Origin of the sequence: Psychrobacillus antarcticus (assembly GCF_029533155.1) — a bacterium.
Taxonomy (GTDB): Bacteria; Bacillota; Bacilli; order Bacillales_A; family Planococcaceae; genus Psychrobacillus; species Psychrobacillus antarcticus.
The window spans coordinates 1-17,799 of sequence record NZ_JAIZDB010000015.1 but is presented as its reverse complement, the minus strand read 5'-3'; the positions used below and the strand labels follow the sequence as shown (position 1 = coordinate 17,799).

The 17,799-nt window shown below is 37.2% G+C and carries 17 protein-coding genes; all 17 read left to right on the top strand.

The window, feature by feature from the left end; genetic code table 11:
• Positions 1 to 149 precede the first annotated feature (149 nt).
• Positions 150 to 1,028: an aspartate carbamoyltransferase catalytic subunit gene (locus LDK52_RS09450; RefSeq protein WP_277585712.1), complete on the top strand. Its 879-nt coding sequence runs from the start codon at positions 150 to 152 to the stop codon at positions 1,026 to 1,028.
• Position 1,029: 1 nt separating this feature from the next.
• Positions 1,030 to 2,310, top strand: coding sequence for a dihydroorotase (locus LDK52_RS09445; RefSeq protein ID WP_277585711.1), 1,281 nt, complete (start codon positions 1,030 to 1,032; stop codon positions 2,308 to 2,310).
• Positions 2,307 to 3,407 carry a carbamoyl phosphate synthase small subunit gene (locus tag LDK52_RS09440; protein WP_277585710.1) on the top strand — a complete coding sequence of 367 codons (1,101 nt, stop codon included), beginning with the start codon at positions 2,307 to 2,309 and terminating at the stop codon, positions 3,405 to 3,407. The genes LDK52_RS09445 and LDK52_RS09440 overlap by 4 nt, the downstream gene beginning before the upstream one ends.
• Entirely contained in the window at positions 3,400 to 6,597 is a 3,198-nt protein-coding gene (gene carB / locus LDK52_RS09435) for a carbamoyl-phosphate synthase large subunit (RefSeq protein WP_277585709.1), read from the top strand. The genes LDK52_RS09440 and carB overlap by 8 nt, the downstream gene beginning before the upstream one ends.
• Positions 6,594 to 7,370, top strand: a complete 777-nt coding sequence (locus LDK52_RS09430) for a dihydroorotate dehydrogenase electron transfer subunit (RefSeq protein WP_277585708.1) — start codon at positions 6,594 to 6,596, stop codon at positions 7,368 to 7,370. Before carB ends, LDK52_RS09430 begins: the two co-directional genes overlap by 4 nt.
• Positions 7,367 to 8,281 carry a dihydroorotate dehydrogenase gene (locus LDK52_RS09425; protein WP_277585707.1) on the top strand — a complete coding sequence of 305 codons (915 nt, stop codon included), beginning with the start codon at positions 7,367 to 7,369 and terminating at the stop codon, positions 8,279 to 8,281. Before LDK52_RS09430 ends, LDK52_RS09425 begins: the two co-directional genes overlap by 4 nt.
• The gene (gene pyrF, locus LDK52_RS09420) at positions 8,278 to 8,988 is read left to right on the top strand and encodes an orotidine-5'-phosphate decarboxylase (protein ID WP_277585706.1); all 711 of its coding nucleotides are present in this window, start codon (positions 8,278 to 8,280) and stop codon (positions 8,986 to 8,988) included. Before LDK52_RS09425 ends, pyrF begins: the two co-directional genes overlap by 4 nt.
• Positions 8,985 to 9,617, top strand: coding sequence for an orotate phosphoribosyltransferase (pyrE, locus tag LDK52_RS09415; RefSeq protein WP_277585705.1), 633 nt, complete (start codon positions 8,985 to 8,987; stop codon positions 9,615 to 9,617). The genes pyrF and pyrE overlap by 4 nt, the downstream gene beginning before the upstream one ends.
• 287 nt (positions 9,618 to 9,904) lie before the next feature.
• Positions 9,905 to 10,585 (top strand): GntR family transcriptional regulator, encoded by a 681-nt coding sequence (locus LDK52_RS09410; RefSeq protein ID WP_277585704.1) that lies wholly within the window; start codon positions 9,905 to 9,907, stop codon positions 10,583 to 10,585.
• Between the two features lie 44 nt (positions 10,586 to 10,629).
• Entirely contained in the window at positions 10,630 to 11,469 is an 840-nt protein-coding gene (locus tag LDK52_RS09405; protein WP_277585703.1) for an HpcH/HpaI aldolase/citrate lyase family protein, read from the top strand.
• Positions 11,470 to 11,487: 18 nt separating this feature from the next.
• Complete coding sequence (locus LDK52_RS09400) at positions 11,488 to 12,333, top strand: fumarate hydratase (RefSeq protein ID WP_277585702.1); 846 nt, start codon at positions 11,488 to 11,490, stop codon at positions 12,331 to 12,333.
• A gap of 13 nt (positions 12,334 to 12,346) precedes the next feature.
• A complete protein-coding gene (locus tag LDK52_RS09395) occupies positions 12,347 to 12,898 on the top strand; it encodes a Fe-S-containing hydro-lyase (protein ID WP_407081807.1) in 552 nt (183 codons plus the stop codon).
• Between the two features lie 273 nt (positions 12,899 to 13,171).
• Positions 13,172 to 14,266: a zinc-binding dehydrogenase gene (locus tag LDK52_RS09390; protein ID WP_277585700.1), complete on the top strand. Its 1,095-nt coding sequence runs from the start codon at positions 13,172 to 13,174 to the stop codon at positions 14,264 to 14,266.
• Positions 14,267 to 14,279: 13 nt separating this feature from the next.
• Entirely contained in the window at positions 14,280 to 15,065 is a 786-nt protein-coding gene (locus LDK52_RS09385; RefSeq protein ID WP_277585699.1) for an enoyl-CoA hydratase/isomerase family protein, read from the top strand.
• Positions 15,066 to 15,075: 10 nt separating this feature from the next.
• Positions 15,076 to 16,245 carry an acyl-CoA dehydrogenase family protein gene (locus LDK52_RS09380; RefSeq protein WP_277585698.1) on the top strand — a complete coding sequence of 390 codons (1,170 nt, stop codon included), beginning with the start codon at positions 15,076 to 15,078 and terminating at the stop codon, positions 16,243 to 16,245.
• 10 nt (positions 16,246 to 16,255) lie between these two features.
• Positions 16,256 to 17,128, top strand: a complete 873-nt coding sequence (locus LDK52_RS09375) for a hydroxymethylglutaryl-CoA lyase (RefSeq protein WP_277585697.1) — start codon at positions 16,256 to 16,258, stop codon at positions 17,126 to 17,128.
• A gap of 1 nt (position 17,129) precedes the next feature.
• Positions 17,130 to 17,799: CaiB/BaiF CoA transferase family protein (locus tag LDK52_RS09370; protein WP_277585696.1), on the top strand; the 670-nt coding region annotated here is incomplete at its 3' end.

The following is a 17,799-nucleotide window of genomic DNA, read 5'->3' as shown; positions in this document are numbered from 1 at the left end:
GACAAAAGGTTCGGGTAGCAAGTGGGGATATGTAATATGATCCAATTACTTGTCTATGCAAAAACGAACCTTCTCGAGACTTTTTCGAGGAGGTTTTAACTTTATTTCGTAAATAGTAATTAATGGACGAGAAAGAAAGGTGGATTTTCATGAAAAATTTAGTATCAATGAAAGACTTATCAGTAGACCAAATACATGAGATATTAAGCCTAGCACAAGCATTTCGTGATGGTGCTACCTCCACACTGACAAATAAATACACAGTATCGAACCTCTTTTTTGAGCCTAGCACTAGAACTAAGATGAGCTTTGAAATGGCTCAAAGAAAACTAAATTTAGAAGTCCTTCCTTTCGAAACTGGTTTCTCAAGTACATTAAAAGGCGAAACACTTTATGACACAGTAAAAGTTTTAGAATGCATTGGCCTAGATGTATTAGTAATTAGGCATGAACAAAACAATTATTTTGAAGATTTAGTTGGAAAAGTTAATACTGCGATTATTAATGGCGGAGACGGGACAGGAAATCATCCGACGCAAAGTCTTCTTGATATTTATACAATTTGGGAAGAATTTGGCACTTTACAAGATAAAGTAATTACAATTGTAGGAGATATTGCCCATAGCCGTGTTGCCCGCTCTAATGCAGATGCACTCACAAGATTAGGCGCAAAAGTCCGATTTGTTTGCCCATCCGAATGGCAAGGTGAGTTTGAAGCGCTAAATGAATTTGATGAGGTAGTAGAAGATAGTGATGTTCTCATGATGCTCCGTGTTCAGCACGAAAGACATGATGGGAAGACAGCATTTTCTAAAGAACAGTATCATCAAATGTATGGTCTAACAATTGAGCGAGAGCGAAAAATGAAAAAAGATGCAATTATCATGCATCCAGCCCCATTCAACAGAGACGTGGAAATAGCAAATGAACTAATAGAATGCGATCGGTCAAGGATTTTTAAGCAAATGGAAAACGGTACTTATGTTCGAATGGCTATCTTGGAGATGATTTTGAGAGGGAGAGAATAACATGACAAAAATTATTCAAAACGTTAAAATAGTTAACAATGCAGGTAAATTAGAGACGACTGCCGTATTAGTTCAAGATGGTAGGATTGCAGCAATTGGATCGAATGTCACAGCAACTGACGCACAACGCATAGATGGTAAGGGATACATACTTTCACCAGGATTCATAGATGTACATGTACATCTTCGTGAACCAGGTGGAGAGCAGAAGGAAACGATTGAGACAGGGACGAAAGCAGCAGCTAAAGGAGGGTATACAACCATTTGCGCAATGCCAAATACAAGACCAGTACCTGACACTGTAGAAAACTTCTCCCATGTTTTGGAGCTAGTCGAAAAAAATGCACTAGTTCGTGTCTTGCCTTATGGTTCCATTACAATTCGACAAGCAGGTAAAGAAAGAACAGATATCGAGTCTTTGAAAAAACTGGGAGCATTTGCTTTAACAGACGATGGTGTTGGTGTTCAAGCGGCAGGGACTATGCTTGAAGCAATGGAGGAAGCAGCAAAATTTAATATTCCTATTGTCGCTCACTGTGAAGATAACACACTAATATACGGTGGTGTAATACATAAAGGAAAAAGAAACGAAGAGCTTGGATTAAAAGGTATACCATCAGTTTCAGAATCAGTACATATTGCGCGAGACATTTTACTCGCAGAAGCAGCAGGAGCTCACTATCATGTATGCCACGTCAGTACAAAAGAATCCGTTCGTGTAATAAGAGATGCTAAAAAAGCTGGTATTCATGTGACGGCCGAAGTAAGTCCACATCATTTAATACTTTGTGAGGACGATATTCCTTCTAATGATGCAGTTTGGAAGATGAACCCTCCACTTAGAGCTAAAGAAGATATGATGGCACTTCGCGCGGGATTAGAAGACGGAACTTTAGACTTTATCGCAACGGATCATGCCCCCCATACAGATGGAGAGAAGTCATTAGGATTTGAAAAAGCTCCATTCGGAATTGTTGGATTAGAAACAGCTTTCCCGCTATTATATACGCACTTCGTAAAAACTGGGGAATGGACACTCAAACAACTATTAGATTACTTAACCATCAAACCAGCAGCGGTCTTCGGATTTGAATTTGGAAAACTTGAAGTAGGAGCACCAGCCGATTTAGTTTTATTGGACATAGAAAAAGAACAAAGAATAGATAAAGAAGCATTTGTATCTAAAGGAAAAAGTACACCGTTTCACGGATGGGCTTGCAATGGATGGCCTCAACTTACTATGTATAACGGAGAAATCGTATGGCAGGAGGAACAAGCTTGAAAACTAGATGTTTAATATTAGAGGACGGTACGGTATTCAAGGGAATTGCATTTGGAAGCGAAGCAGGGACAATTGGGGAAGTAATTTTTACAACTGCAATGACAGGCTATCAGGAATCCATTTCAGATCCTTCTAACTGTGGTCAAATATTAACATTTACGTATCCAATGGTTGGAAATTATGGCATAAATCCTGATGATTTTGAAGCAATTACAATTGGACTATATGGAGTTGTTGTAAGGGAGCTTGCTGAACAACCATCGAATTTCAGAAGTACGGGTACTTTGAGTGAATTTTTACAGGCAAAAAACGTTCCTGGAATTGAAGGAATTGATACAAGAAAGCTAACACGTATTATTCGAAAGCATGGTTCGTTAAAAGGAAGACTTACAAATGCAGATGAAGAAATGAATGTGGAACAAGTAGTAAAAGAACTTCAAGCAACTGAAATCCCTAGAAACGTAGTAGAACAAGTTTCGATCACTCGTCCATATCCAAGTCCAGGACGTGGAAAAAGAGTCGTACTAGTGGACTTTGGTATGAAACACGGTATTTTAAGAGAACTAAACAAACGGGATTGCGATATTATTGTTGTTCCTTATAACACATCTGCTTCTGAAATTCTAGGTATGTTCCCGGATGGTGTTATGTTATCTAACGGACCTGGAGATCCAACTGCTATTCCTGAAGCAATCGAAATGGTCAAAGGAATTATCGGAAAAGTACCGATTTTCGGAGTATGTCTAGGACATCAACTAATTTCACTTGCAAGTGGTGCCACTTCCTTCAAGTTGAAATTTGGTCATCGCGGCGGAAATCATCCTGTTAAAGACTTAAGAACGGGAAGAACAGAGTTAACTTCTCAAAACCATGGTTATGCAATCGATGCAGATTCCATCGTACAAACTGACTTAGAAATAACACATATAGCTTTAAATGACGGCACAGTTGAAGGGGTTAAGCATACTAAGTTTCCGGTATTTTGTGTTCAGTTCCACCCAGAGGGATCATCAGGTCCAGAAGATTCAAAACATCTGTTTGACGAATTTATCGAACTAATGAATGCTGAAGGTAAAAAGGGGAATTCACATGCCTAAACGTAAAGACATAAAAACAATATTAGTAATTGGTTCTGGTCCAATCGTCATTGGCCAAGCTGCTGAATTCGACTACGCTGGTACACAAGCATGTATTTCACTTAGAGAAGAAGGCTATAGCGTCATTTTAGTGAATTCCAATCCCGCAACAATTATGACAGACACAGAAATTGCAGATAAAGTTTATATTGAACCTCTTACATTACCATTTGTAAGTAAAATCATTCGTAAAGAGCGACCAGATGCAATTTTACCTACACTGGGTGGACAAACTGGATTGAACATGGCAATTGAGCTGGATGAATCTGGAATTTTAGATGAACTCGGAATCGAAATATTAGGTACAAAACTAGAAGCAATTCACAAAGCAGAAGATCGTGATCTATTCCGTACACTGATGAATGAATTAAATGAACCAGTTCCAGATAGTGATATTATACATAATCTTGATGAAGCGAAAGCATTTGTTGAACGAATTGGCTACCCAGTTATCGTTCGTCCGGCATTTACGATGGGTGGAACAGGCGGCGGTATTTGCTATAATGACAAAGATTTAGCTGAGATTGTTACAAGTGGATTAAAATACAGCCCAGTTACTCAATGTTTACTGGAAAAATCGATTGCTGGCTTTAAAGAGATTGAGTACGAAGTAATGCGTGACTCGGCTGATAATGCAATTGTTGTTTGTAATATGGAAAATTTCGATGCTGTTGGAATTCATACTGGAGATTCCATCGTAGTTGCTCCAACACAAACATTGTCTGACCGTGAAAACCAAATGCTTCGAAATGTCTCTCTAAAAATTATTCGTGCACTTAAAATTGAAGGTGGATGTAATGTGCAATTAGCACTTGATCCACATAGCTTCAATTACTATATTATCGAGGTTAACCCACGTGTAAGTCGTTCTTCTGCGCTAGCTTCCAAAGCAACTGGTTATCCAATTGCAAAACTGGCAGCTAAAATCGCGGTTGGTCTTACACTGGATGAAATGATGAATCCCGTAACACAAAAAACATACGCTTGCTTCGAGCCAGCATTGGATTATATTGTTGCGAAAATTCCAAGATGGCCATTCGATAAATTTGAATCGGCTAAACGTAATCTTGGAACACAAATGAAAGCGACTGGTGAAGTAATGTCACTTGGTCGTACATTTGAAGAAGCGATCCTTAAGTCAGTTCGTTCACTGGAAACAGGTCATTTTCATATCGAAATGAAAAACAGTGAGTCCATTACAGATGCATGGATGGAAAAACGAATTCGTCATGCAGGAGATGAACGTCTATTCTTCATCGGAGAGGCACTTCGTCGTGGAGTACCTGTTGAAACAATTCATGAGTGGAGCCAAATTGATTTATTCTTCCTAAACAAACTTCAAAATATCGTGAAGTATGAAGAAGTTATCCAAACAAATCCTTTCAATACAGAAGTGTTATATAAAGCAAAACGAATGGGCTTCGCAGATAATACGATTGCGAAATATTGGAATGTAAAAGAATTAGAAGTATATAACTTCAAAAAAGAAAATGGAATTATACCAGTCTATAAAATGGTCGATACTTGCGCAGGGGAGTTTGAGTCAGAAACACCTTACTTCTATGGAACGTATGAGGAGGAAAATGAATCCATTCGTACGGAAAAAGAAAGCGTAATTGTACTAGGTTCTGGTCCGATTAGAATCGGTCAAGGAGTTGAGTTTGACTACGCAACTGTCCATTCCGTCTGGGCGATTAAAGAAGCTGGCTATGAGGCAATTATTATCAATAATAATCCTGAAACAGTTTCTACCGACTTCTCCATTTCAGATAAATTATACTTTGAGCCACTTACACTGGAAGATGTCATGCACATCGTTGATTTAGAACAGCCAAAAGGTGTAGTTGTACAATTTGGAGGACAAACAGCGATCAACTTAGCTGCTGGCCTTGAAGAAAGAGGCGTTAAAATTCTTGGTACGACGCTAGAAGACATTGATCGTGCAGAAAACCGTAACAAATTTGAGGCGGCTCTTCATGAAATAGATATTCCACAGCCACTTGGAAAAACGGCTGTTTCTGTAGAAGAAGCTACAAGTATTGCCCATGAAATTGGATATCCAGTACTAGTTAGACCTTCTTATGTACTTGGTGGACGTGCAATGCAAATTGTATATACCGAAGACGAGATCAAACATTATATGGAGCATGCGGTGGAAGCAAGCCCAGAAAAACCGGTACTGATTGACCGATACTTAACAGGCACAGAAATAGAAGTAGATGCAATTTGTGATGGGAAAAATGTATTAATACCAGGAATTATGGAACATATAGAGCGTGCAGGAGTCCATTCAGGAGATTCAATTGCTGTATATCCGCCACAAAAGCTTTCACAAAAACACATTGAAACACTGGTAGATTATACAACAAGACTTGCAAAGGGATTGAAAATTGTTGGATTGATGAATATTCAATATGTCATTTCAAAAGATGAGGTATACGTGATTGAAGTAAATCCACGTTCAAGTCGTACAGTACCATTTTTAAGTAAAATCACATCTATTCCTATGGCGAATATTGCTACAAAAGCAATTTTGGGTCAATCAATCATAGAACAAGGGTACATACCAGGTCTTGCTCCAAATAGTCCAGGTGTATATGTAAAAGTACCAGTGTTCAGTTTTGCGAAACTTCGTCGAGTAGACATTACGCTTGGACCTGAGATGAAATCTACTGGAGAAGTAATGGGGAAAGACATTACACTTGAAAAAGCGTTATATAAAGGTTTAGTAGCAGCAGGTATGGAAATAAAAGACCATGGTACAGTTTTAATGACCATTTCGGATAAAGACAAAGAAGAAGGCATAGACATTGCGAAAAGATTTTATGCAATTGGATTCCGAATTATGGCGACTCAAGGAACTGCGGCGGCAATTAAAAATGCTGGGATTCCTGTAGACATCGTGGATAAGATCGGTGCAAAAGGAACTACCCTATTAGATGTAATTCAAAAAGGGGAAGCGCAATTTATCATTAATACATTAACAAAAGGAATGCAGCCTGAACGTGATGGATTCCGTATTCGTAGAGAGTCTGTAGAAAATGGAATCCCATGTTTAACTTCCTTAGACACGGCGGAAGCAATGCTACGCGTAATTGAATCAATGACATTCTCTACTGAAACGATGAAACATCAGGAGGTTAAAGCATGATTAGACAACAACAAATGCAAGTCGTCCAACAAAAAGTCATTGCGACGAACATTTTTGAGCTCACTTTGACTGGGCAACTAGTACTGGATATGAAACAACCTGGTCAATTCGTCCATCTAAGAGTTTCTGATCAAATGGAACCTTTGTTAAGAAGACCAATAAGTATTTCTTCCATAGATGAAGCTACATTAGAATTTACAATGATATACCGAGCAGACGGCAGAGGAACTACCCTTCTTTCTGAGAAAAAACCAGGAGACCAAGTCGATGTACTTGGACCTCTTGGAAATGGGTTTCCGGATGATAAAATAGAAGCCGGTCAAAAGGCTTTGCTAGTTGGTGGAGGAATTGGTGTACCACCGCTATATGAGCTATCGAAAAGACTAGTTGAAAAAGGTGTACAACCTATCCATGTATTAGGATTTCAGTCGGAAGATGTTGTTTTTTATGAAAAACAATTTCAAGAACTTGGAGATACCCATATCGTAACGGCAGATGGAAGCTATGGCTCTACTGGATTCGTAACAAATGTTTTAGAAATGTTGGACGATGATTTTGAAGTTTACTATAGCTGTGGTCCAACACTGATGTTAGCTGCACTTGAAAAAATGTATCCGGAAAAACAAGGTTATTTATCTTTTGAGCAACGTATGGGTTGTGGAATTGGAGCATGTTTTGCATGTGTTTGCGATACAACTGAGAAAATAGATGCTGATTATGTGAAGGTTTGTTCAGATGGTCCAGTGTTCCCGTCAGGAGTGGTTCGAGTATGAATAGATTAGCAATCGAATTACCAGGACTTTCCTTAAAAAACCCAATCATTCCAGCCTCTGGTTGCTTTGGGTTCGGAAAGGAGTATGCACAATTATACGATTTGTCACAGCTGGGTGCAATTATGATTAAGGCAACAACGCCTGAAACGAGATTAGGTAATCCAACACCACGTGTGGCAGAAACGCCAGCTGGAATGCTAAATGCAATTGGTTTACAAAATCCTGGATTAAAAAAAGTGATGGAAAATGAACTAACTTGGCTTGAACAATACGAAGTACCGATTATTGCAAACGTAGCGGGATACACAACAGAGGATTATGTCACTGTAGCAGAAGCCATTTCAAAAGCACCAAATGTGCACGCACTAGAACTAAATATTTCTTGTCCAAATGTTAAACAAGGCGGGATTACATTTGGAACTGATCCTTTTGTTGCGGAAGAATTGACAAGGGCGGTAAAAGCAGTTTCATCTGTCCCTGTGTATATGAAGTTATCTCCAAATGTAACGGATATTGTAGAAATTGCAAAAGCGGTAGAAGCAGGTGGAGCAGACGGTATTACTATGATTAATACATTACTCGGTATGCGTTTAGATACAAAAACTGGTCGTCCAGTAATTGCAAATGTAACAGGAGGTCTTTCAGGTCCCGCCATCAAACCAGTGGCACTTCGCATGGTTTACGATGTAGCTAAACACGTATCTATCCCCATTATTGGAATGGGTGGTATTTCTACCATTGATGATGTCATTGATTTCTTATCGGCTGGAGCAAGTGCGGTCGCTGTAGGAACAGCAAACTTTGTAGATCCATTCATATGTCCGACGTTAATCGAACAACTTCCCCAAAAATTAGATGAACTTGGCTTTGAAACAGTAGCTGATTTAGTTGGAAGGAGTCACCGTCTATGAAAAACAGTCCAATAATTGCATTAGATTTTGCCTCTGCAGGAGATGCATACAAATTTCTAACTCCATTTGAACAGTCATTATTTGTAAAAGTAGGAATGGAATTATATTTACAAGAAGGACCCTCTATCGTATATAAATTGAAAGAAATGGGTCATGATGTATTTCTTGATTTGAAATTACATGATATTCCACATACAGTAGGCCAAGCGATGAGAGGTCTTGCTCGTTTAGGAGCAGATTTAGTAAACGTCCATGCTGCTGGTGGAGCGGCTATGATGATTGCAGCACGTGAAGGGTTAGAGGCAGGGACACCAACTGGTAGTACAAGACCTTCCATCATTGCTGTAACCCAACTAACTTCTACATCTGAAGCGCAAATGCAACAAGAACAGCTGATTCCAACGACGATTGACGCATCTGTTGTTCATTATGCGGAACTAGCTAAAACAGCTACATTAGATGGAGTCGTTTGCTCGGTATTGGAAGCAAAAAAAATTGCAGATGCTTGTGGTCAGGAATTCTTACGCGTTACTCCTGGTATCCGTTTAGCAGAAGGAGAAGCACATGATCAGATTCGTGTTGCAACTCCTGCAAATGCACGAATCCTTGGTTCTTCTCATATTGTGGTAGGTCGAGCAATAACAAACGCCGAAAACCCTGTACAAGCTTATGAAACTATTTTGAAAATGTGGGAGGAAAATGCATGACTTTAGAATCTAAAATTGCCAAAGCGCTTCTTGAAGTAGGTGCCGTGGAATTAAAACCAAATGATCTTTTCACATGGGCTTCTGGCATTAAATCGCCAATCTACTGTGATAACCGAATTACCATGTCTTCACCTATTGTTAGAAAAGAGATTGCACAAGGTTTAGCAGAAGCAATCGAACAGAACTTTCCTGGAACAGAAGCAGTAGCAGGTACAGCAACCGCGGGTATTCCTCATGCAGCGTGGGTGAGTGATGTATTGGAACTTCCGATGATGTATGTCAGGTCAAAAGCAAAAGAGCATGGCCGTGGCAATCAAATTGAAGGTAAAGTAATTGCAGGACAAAAAGTAGTAGTAATTGAAGATTTAATTTCCACAGGTGGGAGCAGTCTAGTAGCGGTGGAAGCTCTTCAAAAAGAAGGATTAGAAGTACTGGGTGTAGTAAGTATTTTTACATATGGACTACCAAAAGCTGAACAAGCATTTAAAGAAGCAGGTATTTCCTTTGTGAGTTTAACAAATTATGAAGCATTAACAACCGCTGCAAAAGAAGCCGGAACAATTACAGAAGAGGATATACCAATGCTTTCTCAATGGCATAATGATTTAAAACAGGGATTATTGAAATAATATCTATGAAAAGACGCTTGCCTCAAAATGGTGAGCGTCTTTTCCGTGTGCCAAGAATGCGGAGAGGAATAAAAATTAAACTTTTGCCATTTAAACAGAGGGAGGTAGAATGTTCAATAAGAGAATAAAGAATATTTTATAACCATGATAGAATTATATTTTATTTGAAAATATTAAATATTGCAATTATTCAGGTGGTATAATATAACTTATATAAGTAAATTGGTTATTGGATTCAATAACCTGTTTCATGCTTTTACAAAGAAAACTGAAATGAGATGAAAAGGATGGGAATAGGAAATAATTTAAGATTAGATAATCTAGATTTTGAGACAATTCCGACAAAGGTTTGCCGTGTCATTCGACAAGCAATCCTTAATGGAGAACTGCAACCAGGACAACGCTTAGTTCAAGACGAATTAGCAAATTCTATAGGTGTTAGTAGAATGCCAATTCGTGAGGCATTTAAACAATTAGAAACAGAAGGCTTGATCATTATAGAACCACATAAAGGAGCTTTTGTAAGAACATTTAGTATTGATGAAGTACAAGAAATTTACTATCTTCGCAGTATTTTTGAAAAAGAAGCGGTGAAAGATAGTGTAGAAAATATGAATGGTTCTGTCATTAGTAGACTAGAAGAATTAGTAGAAGAAATGGGAAAAACATCTAATATTGAGGATTTTGTTAAAATCAATATACAATTTCATTCTGAATTAATGAGTTGTTGTCAAATGAATAAACTGAAGTCATTTATAGAGAATTTATGGAGTGGATTTCCGCAGCATACCCCATACTTACTTCCAAATCAAATTGGAACATCGAATAGCGAACATCGAGAAATATTAAAAGCCGTGAAAGAAAATGATTCTTTGAAAGCGGGAGATTTAATTAGTCAGCATATTTCTAGAGTCGGCAAAGGACTTATTCCAATTATTGATAGCAAGGGGAAGTATATAGAGAAGTGAAATAAAGGGTTTTTATTGGTGGAGAGTAAAAGAGGTGAATAATTATGGAACGTTCTTATCTTTTTGTACCAGCTACAAAACACCAAATGATTTCTAAAGCATTAGAAAGCAAAGCAGATGCTATAATAATTGATTTAGAAGATTCGGTAGCTCATGTGGAAAAAGAAAATGCTAGATTAAAGCTTGCACAAGCAATAGGGATGAACAAGAAAAGAATATTACTTCGCATAAATGACTTTAATTCACCGTTTTGGCAATCAGATATTTTAAGTGCTATTGAAATTGGGATAAATCGGATCATGATACCGAAAGCAGAGTCGGCAGAAAATATAGAAGAAATATGTAAGTTCATTAAAAATGAGTCGCAAGAAATGATGGAGATTATCCCATTAATAGAAACAGCTAAAGGTATACATTTTACATATGAAATAGCAAAATCTAATAGATGGGTGTCAAAGTTAGCATACGGATCTATCGACTATTCGTTAGATATTGGATGTGAACTTTCAACTAGTGGCATGGAGCTATTATATGCCCGTTCAAAGATTGTAAATGAATCAAGAGCAGCAGGACTTCAATCCCCAATAGATACAATATATACAGATTTAAATAATATAGCGGGCTTAAAAGAAAGTGTACTATGTGGAAAAAATATTGGATTTAAGTCGAAAATGATTATTCATCCAAACCAAATTGATATTGTAAATGATTTATTTTCTCCAACTAAAAAAGAATTAATGGACGCACAAAAATTAGTTCGAGTTTTTGAAGAAGCTGAAAACAAAGGTGATGCATCTATACGTTATCAAAATCAATTAATTGATTATCCAATGTATAAAAAAGCAAAGACATTATTAACTTATGAATCTCCAACTAATGATTGAGAATATGGGAGCGTGCATATGCGAATTATTCATTATGAAGATATTGTAGAAAAGGTAAGTAAAGCATGTCAGGATGTAAATTTTGATATAGGTAGTGATGTGTTTGACTCATTTAAAAAATCTTTGGAAACCGAAACATCGGAAAATGGAAAATATATATTAGAACAACTAATTGAAAATGCCGTTATTGCTAAAGAAGAACGAGTTCCGATGTGTCAAGATACAGGAGTTGCAGTCTTAATAGTTGAACTTGGCCAAGACTGTCACATTGTAGGGGGGAGCCTTTATTCTGCCATTAATGAGGGAGTTGTAAAAGGATATAGTGATGGTTTCTTACGTCACTCAATTGTTGGAAATCCTATTAGTAGAACAACAAGTACTACTTATAATACTCCAGCAGTTATTCACATTGAGCTACTGCCCGGCGATCAATTAATTTTGAATCTATCTGCAAAGGGAGCAGGTAGTGAAAATATGAGTTCTATGAAAATGTTAAAACCATCAGATGGACTGCAAGGTGTGAAAGATTTTATCATAGAAACAGTTCGTATAGCTGGGCCAAATGCCTGTCCACCACTTATAGTAGGTGTTGGAATTGGTGGTAATTTTGAGAGATGTGCTTACTTGGCGAAAAAGTCATTATTTCGTCCGATTGGATTTCGAAACATATCTAAAGAGATATCTACTTTAGAAAAGGACTTAATAGAGGAGATAAATAAATTAGGTATTGGACCACAAGGTATGGGAGGAAATACTACAGCTTTAGATGTAAAGATTGAAATGGAAGCATGTCATATTGCTTCACTTCCTGTTGCGATTAATTTAAACTGCCATGCCAGTAGACACAAAAAAATAATTATGTAGAGGAGAGATGTTATTGCTGTCTATTAAAATTATCTCGCCTTTTGATCAAAAGACAATTGATAGTTTAAAATCCGGTAACCGAGTTTTAATAACGGGAACTATTTATACCGCTAGAGATGCTGCACATAAGAGGATGTACGAGGCAATTCAACGAGGGGAATCTCTTCCTTTTAATGTTGAGGGTCAAGTAATTTATTATGTAGGGCCAACTCCACAAAAGCCAGGACAAATCATAGGTTCCGCGGGTCCAACAACAAGTGAGAGAATGGACAAATATTCACCTTCTTTACTTGACTATGGTTTAAAAGGAATGATAGGGAAAGGCTATCGTTCAAAAGAGGTAGTTGATTCTATTAAAAAAAACAAATCTCTGTATTTAGCTGCTATCGGTGGTTCTGGGGCATTAATTGCTCGTACTATTAAAAGTATGGATGTTATAGCATATGAGGATTTGGGTACCGAAGCAGTTAGGAAAATTACGGTTGAGAATTTTCCTGCCATCGTCATTAACGATTCTTATGGAAACGATTGGTATGCAGACAAAGAAATAAACCAATCTAAATGAATAGTATACTTTTGTTTCACATATATAATTCTATGCAATTAAAATTAACTGATATATTAAAATATTTAGTTTACTTCAATTACTTTTAATGGTATTCTTGTTTTGAAATAGACAGGAATTTTTTAAAAAATAAATTGGATACAATATCCGATGTGGATTTAAAAGATTACAAAGCTAGAAGTATATAAGTTTGTAATTAAAGATATATTGTAAAGTAGTTTTTAGATTATTGTCATGACATTCCTATTATAGGGATAATAAGGGGGACTTTTGATGAAGGGCAAAGTTGCGGTAATGACAGAACCAGAAAAAATGATTTTTGAAGAATATGAAATACCGAAAGCTGGACATGGCTCTATTTTAGTAAAGGTAAGAAGAACAAATGTGTGTGGTTCTGAACTTCATATTTGGAAGGGCTTACATCCGACTAAAAAATCGGGAGTTATGGGTCATGAGATGGTTGGGGAAATCGTGGACTTAGGAGAAGGAGTAACAACGGATTATGCCGGACAACCAGTACAAATTGGTGATCGTGTTGCTGCAGCCTACTTTATAACTTGTAGGAAATGTAAACATTGTTTGCAAGGTTACTTTAACTTATGTGATAACGCATACGAGTATTGGAGCAAAGATGCAAAGGAGTTTCCTCATTTTCATGGATCATTTGCTACCCATTATTATATTCACCCAAATCAATATTTTTATAAAGTACCTGGGAATATCCCAGATGAAGTAGCCGCTGGAGCTAATTGTGCTCTTTCGCAAGTATATTTTGGGATTGAAAAATCTGGTTTGAAGTATGGAGAAACCATAGTAATTCAAGGTGCTGGAGGTCTAGGATTAAATGCAACAGCAGTTGCCAAAACATTTGGGGCGCGAGTAATTGTAATAGATAGTGTTCCCAATCGATTAGAATTGGCAAAGAAATTTGGAGCAGATGAAACGATTTCCATCGAACAATACAAAACACTTGAAGAACGTATTGACAGGATAATGGATTTAACAAATGGTATTGGTGCAGACGTGGTAATGGAATTAACGGGTGTACCTGCAGCATTCGCTGAAGGTATTCATCTCATTAAATCTGCTGGAAAATATATTTCTATAGGAAATATTTCTCCAGGGAAGTTAACAGAATTTGATCCAGGAGTTATGACAAGAAAAAATATCACCGTAATGGGATTGATTCGTTATGAACCTTGGTATTTATATAAGTCATTAAAATTTCTAAGTTTGAACATAGAGAAATTCCCGTTTAGTGAAATTCTTGCATGTAATTACACGTTAGAGGACATTCCGGCTGCATTGGATGCTTCATTTAATCGAGGAGTGACACGTGCATCTATAGGTATAGAACATACCCATTAAAGGAGTGACCATAATGAGTTATGTATTAACGGAGCTTCTAGGAGATCAAAAGAATATTTTCCAAATTACATTGAATAGACCAGCAATGAGAAATTCGTTTAATACCGAAATGGCTGAGCAGTTATTAACTATTTTTCAAAATATCACGAATGATAAACAAATACAGGTTGTTATCTTAAATTCTTCAGATCCTAAATCATTTTGTTCCGGAGCTGATTTAAAAGAACGCCAAGGAATGTCTGATGAAAAATGGGGAAATCAGCATTATTTGTTTGAAAGAATGGTATATGCATTAGAAGATTTGCCACAAGCAACTATTGCTCTAGTAAATGGATTTGCTTTGGCAGGAGGATTTGAATTAGCGCTAAACTGTGACCTAATAATAGCTTCCGAGAATGCTAAGTTTGGACTTCCAGAAGTTACAAGAGGTATTATGCCAGGCTGTGGCGGAGCTCGCTTATTACCACAGCGTGTAGCCTCCCATATAGCTAAAGAGTGGTTATTTACAGGAAGAATCGTTGATGCTCAGGAGGCTTATCAATCGGGTTTGTTAAATAAACTTGTAAAAGATGATGAACTTCAGTCAGTTGGTCTCGATTTAGCAATCAAAATAGCCTCTAATGCTTCGTTAGGTATTATGGGGGCAAAGCAAGTAGTAAATAAGAGTATTTCAATGAAGACAGACGAGGCTAGACAATTTGAGATTGAGACTTATAAAAAAGTTGTCCATTCTGAGGACCGGTTAGAAGGTGTAATAGCATTTAATGAAAAAAGAAAACCAGTTTTTAAGGGACGATAGGAGTGAGTTTATGAGTGATACTCAAGAGCAAATAGATTTTTTAGAAGAATTACGTTTAGGTGTACGCAATGTTTGCAAAAAATACCCAGGAGAATATTGGAGAGAGTTGGATGAAAAAGATGCATATCCAACTGAATTTGTAAAGGCAATAACAGATGCAGGCTTTTTAGGTGCACTAATTCCTGAGGAATATGGAGGAGCGGGATTAGGTATCGTAGAAGCATCCATAATATTAGAAGAGATCAATCGATCTGGAGGTAATTCAGGAGCATGTCATGCACAAATGTATACGATGGGTACGCTTCTAAGACATGGTTCGAAGGAACAAAAAGAGAAGTATTTACCGAAAATTGCAGATGGGACTCTTCGACTTCAAGCGTTTGGTGTAACTGAACCAAACACGGGTACAGATACAACCAATTTAAAAACAGTGGCTGTTAAAGAAGGCGATTATTATATTGTTAACGGGCAAAAAGTATTTATTTCACGGACGGAGCATTCAGATTTAATGATACTGCTTGTTCGAACTACACCAATTGAAAAAGTTTCTAAAAAAAGTGAAGGATTATCCGTATTACTTGTAGACTTACGCGATGCTGTTGGACATGGATTAGAAATTCAACCGATTAAAACAATGATGAATCATGCAACTACGGAGCTCTTTATAGAAAACTTGAAAGTCCCTGTTGAAAACTTGATTGGCGAGGAAGGTAAAGGGTTCCGCTATATTTTGGACGGTATGAATGTCGAAAGGATATTAATAGCAGCCGAATGTGTTGGAGATGGTCGGTGGTTTATCGAACATGCAACCAATTACGCAAATGAACGTGTCGTTTTTAATCGTCCAATAGGTAAAAATCAAGGTATTCAATTTCCTATAGCTACCGCACATATTCATGTTGAAGCTGCTGATTTAATGCGTCAAAAAGCTGCACAACTATTTGATGAAGGTAAAAAATGCGCAGCTGAAGCAAATATGGCAAAGTTGCTTGCTGCTGATGCTTCATGGGAAGCTGCGAATGTTGCTTTACAAACATATGGCGGATTTGGATTTGCCACTGAATACGATATCGAAAGAAAGTTTAAAGAAACAAGATTATATCAAGTTGCACCTATATCAACCAACCTGATCCTCTCCTATATAGGGGAACATGTTCTTCATTTGCCTAAATCGTATTAGAGGTGTTCAAATGCTTTTTCCGAAACAAGTTGAAATTATAGACGTTAGCCCACGGGATGGTTTACAAAATGAGCCAGTACAAGTTACTACCGAGGAAAAAAAGAAACTTATCCTTCGATTGCAGAAAATGGGAGTAAAACGAATTGAAGCTACTTCTTTCGTTCATCCAAAAGTAGTACCTCAAATGGCAGATGCGATAGAAATTATTCAATTTTGTCATGAGATAGAAATGAATTTTATTGTTTTAACACCAAATTTGATAGCCTTAGAAAAAGCAATTGACTTTAAAGTACCTCAAATAGCAGTTTTTGTTGGGGCTTCTGAGACCTTTAATATGCGAAATATCAAAAGAACAATTGATGAATCTTTGTCAGAGTGTACGAAGATTTTTCAAAAAGCTAAAGAAAATGCTATTTTCATACGTGCTTATGTCTCTATGAGTTTTAATTGTCCTTTTGAAGGAAACATTTGTTTTGAAAAAGTATGTTATGTTGTCGACCATTTTGTTGCTAATGGAGCAGATGAAGTAGTAATAGGAGATACAAATGGGCAAGCAAATCCCAGGATCGTTTATGACCGTTTTAAAGCATTAAAAGAAAGACATCCTTATGTGGTATTTGTTGCTCATTTCCACGATACAAATGGTTTTGCATTTGCCAACATCATTGCGGCGTTACAAGCTGGAATAGACAAGTTTGATAGTTCACTAGCTGGATTAGGTGGGTGTCCTTTTTCACCTGGTGCAACCGGAAATGTGTCAACAAATGGTGTTGTACAGCTTTTGGAGGATATGAATATTCAAACAGGTATTGAAATAGGTGCAATGAAGGATGCAACTATATTAACTAAGAAAATGATTAATAAACTTGAAGGGAGGGGATAACATGCTACCACTACAAGGAATTAAAGTAATAGATGTAACAACTAATATTTCTGGACCTACTCTAACTATGATTTTAGCAGATTTAGGAGCAGAAGTTATTAAAATAGAAAGGCCGGGTAGTGGTGATGAAGCGAGAAAGATGGCACCGATTGTTAAAGAGGACGGCACATACTTCATTAATATAAACCGAAATAAGAAATCAGTAGTTTTGGATTTAAAGTTACAAGAATCGCTTGATTTTATATATGAAATGATTGCTGATGCAGATGTATTTGTAGAAAACTTGAGACTTGGGAAAGCGGAAAAGTTAGGGTTAGGATTTGAAAAACTCAAAGAATATAATAACCGTCTCATTTACTGTAGTTTAAGTGCTTATGGGCAGAATGGTCCTGACCGTTTTAAAGCAGGCTACGATGCCATTTTACAGGCTGAAACAGGTTTAATAAGTATTACCGGTTCATCGGAGATATCCCGAATACCAGTATCTATTCTAGACCAAGGAAGTGGGATTTGGGGAGCATTAGGTGTCGTATCAGCCATTTTACAAAGGACAAAAATAGGTGAAGGGGTGAAAGTAGATACTTCTTTGTTTGAAACGGGAGTTTTTTGGTCAAATTATCATTTGTTATCTACTATTCAAACAAATGAAAATCCTAAAAAATTTGGCTCTA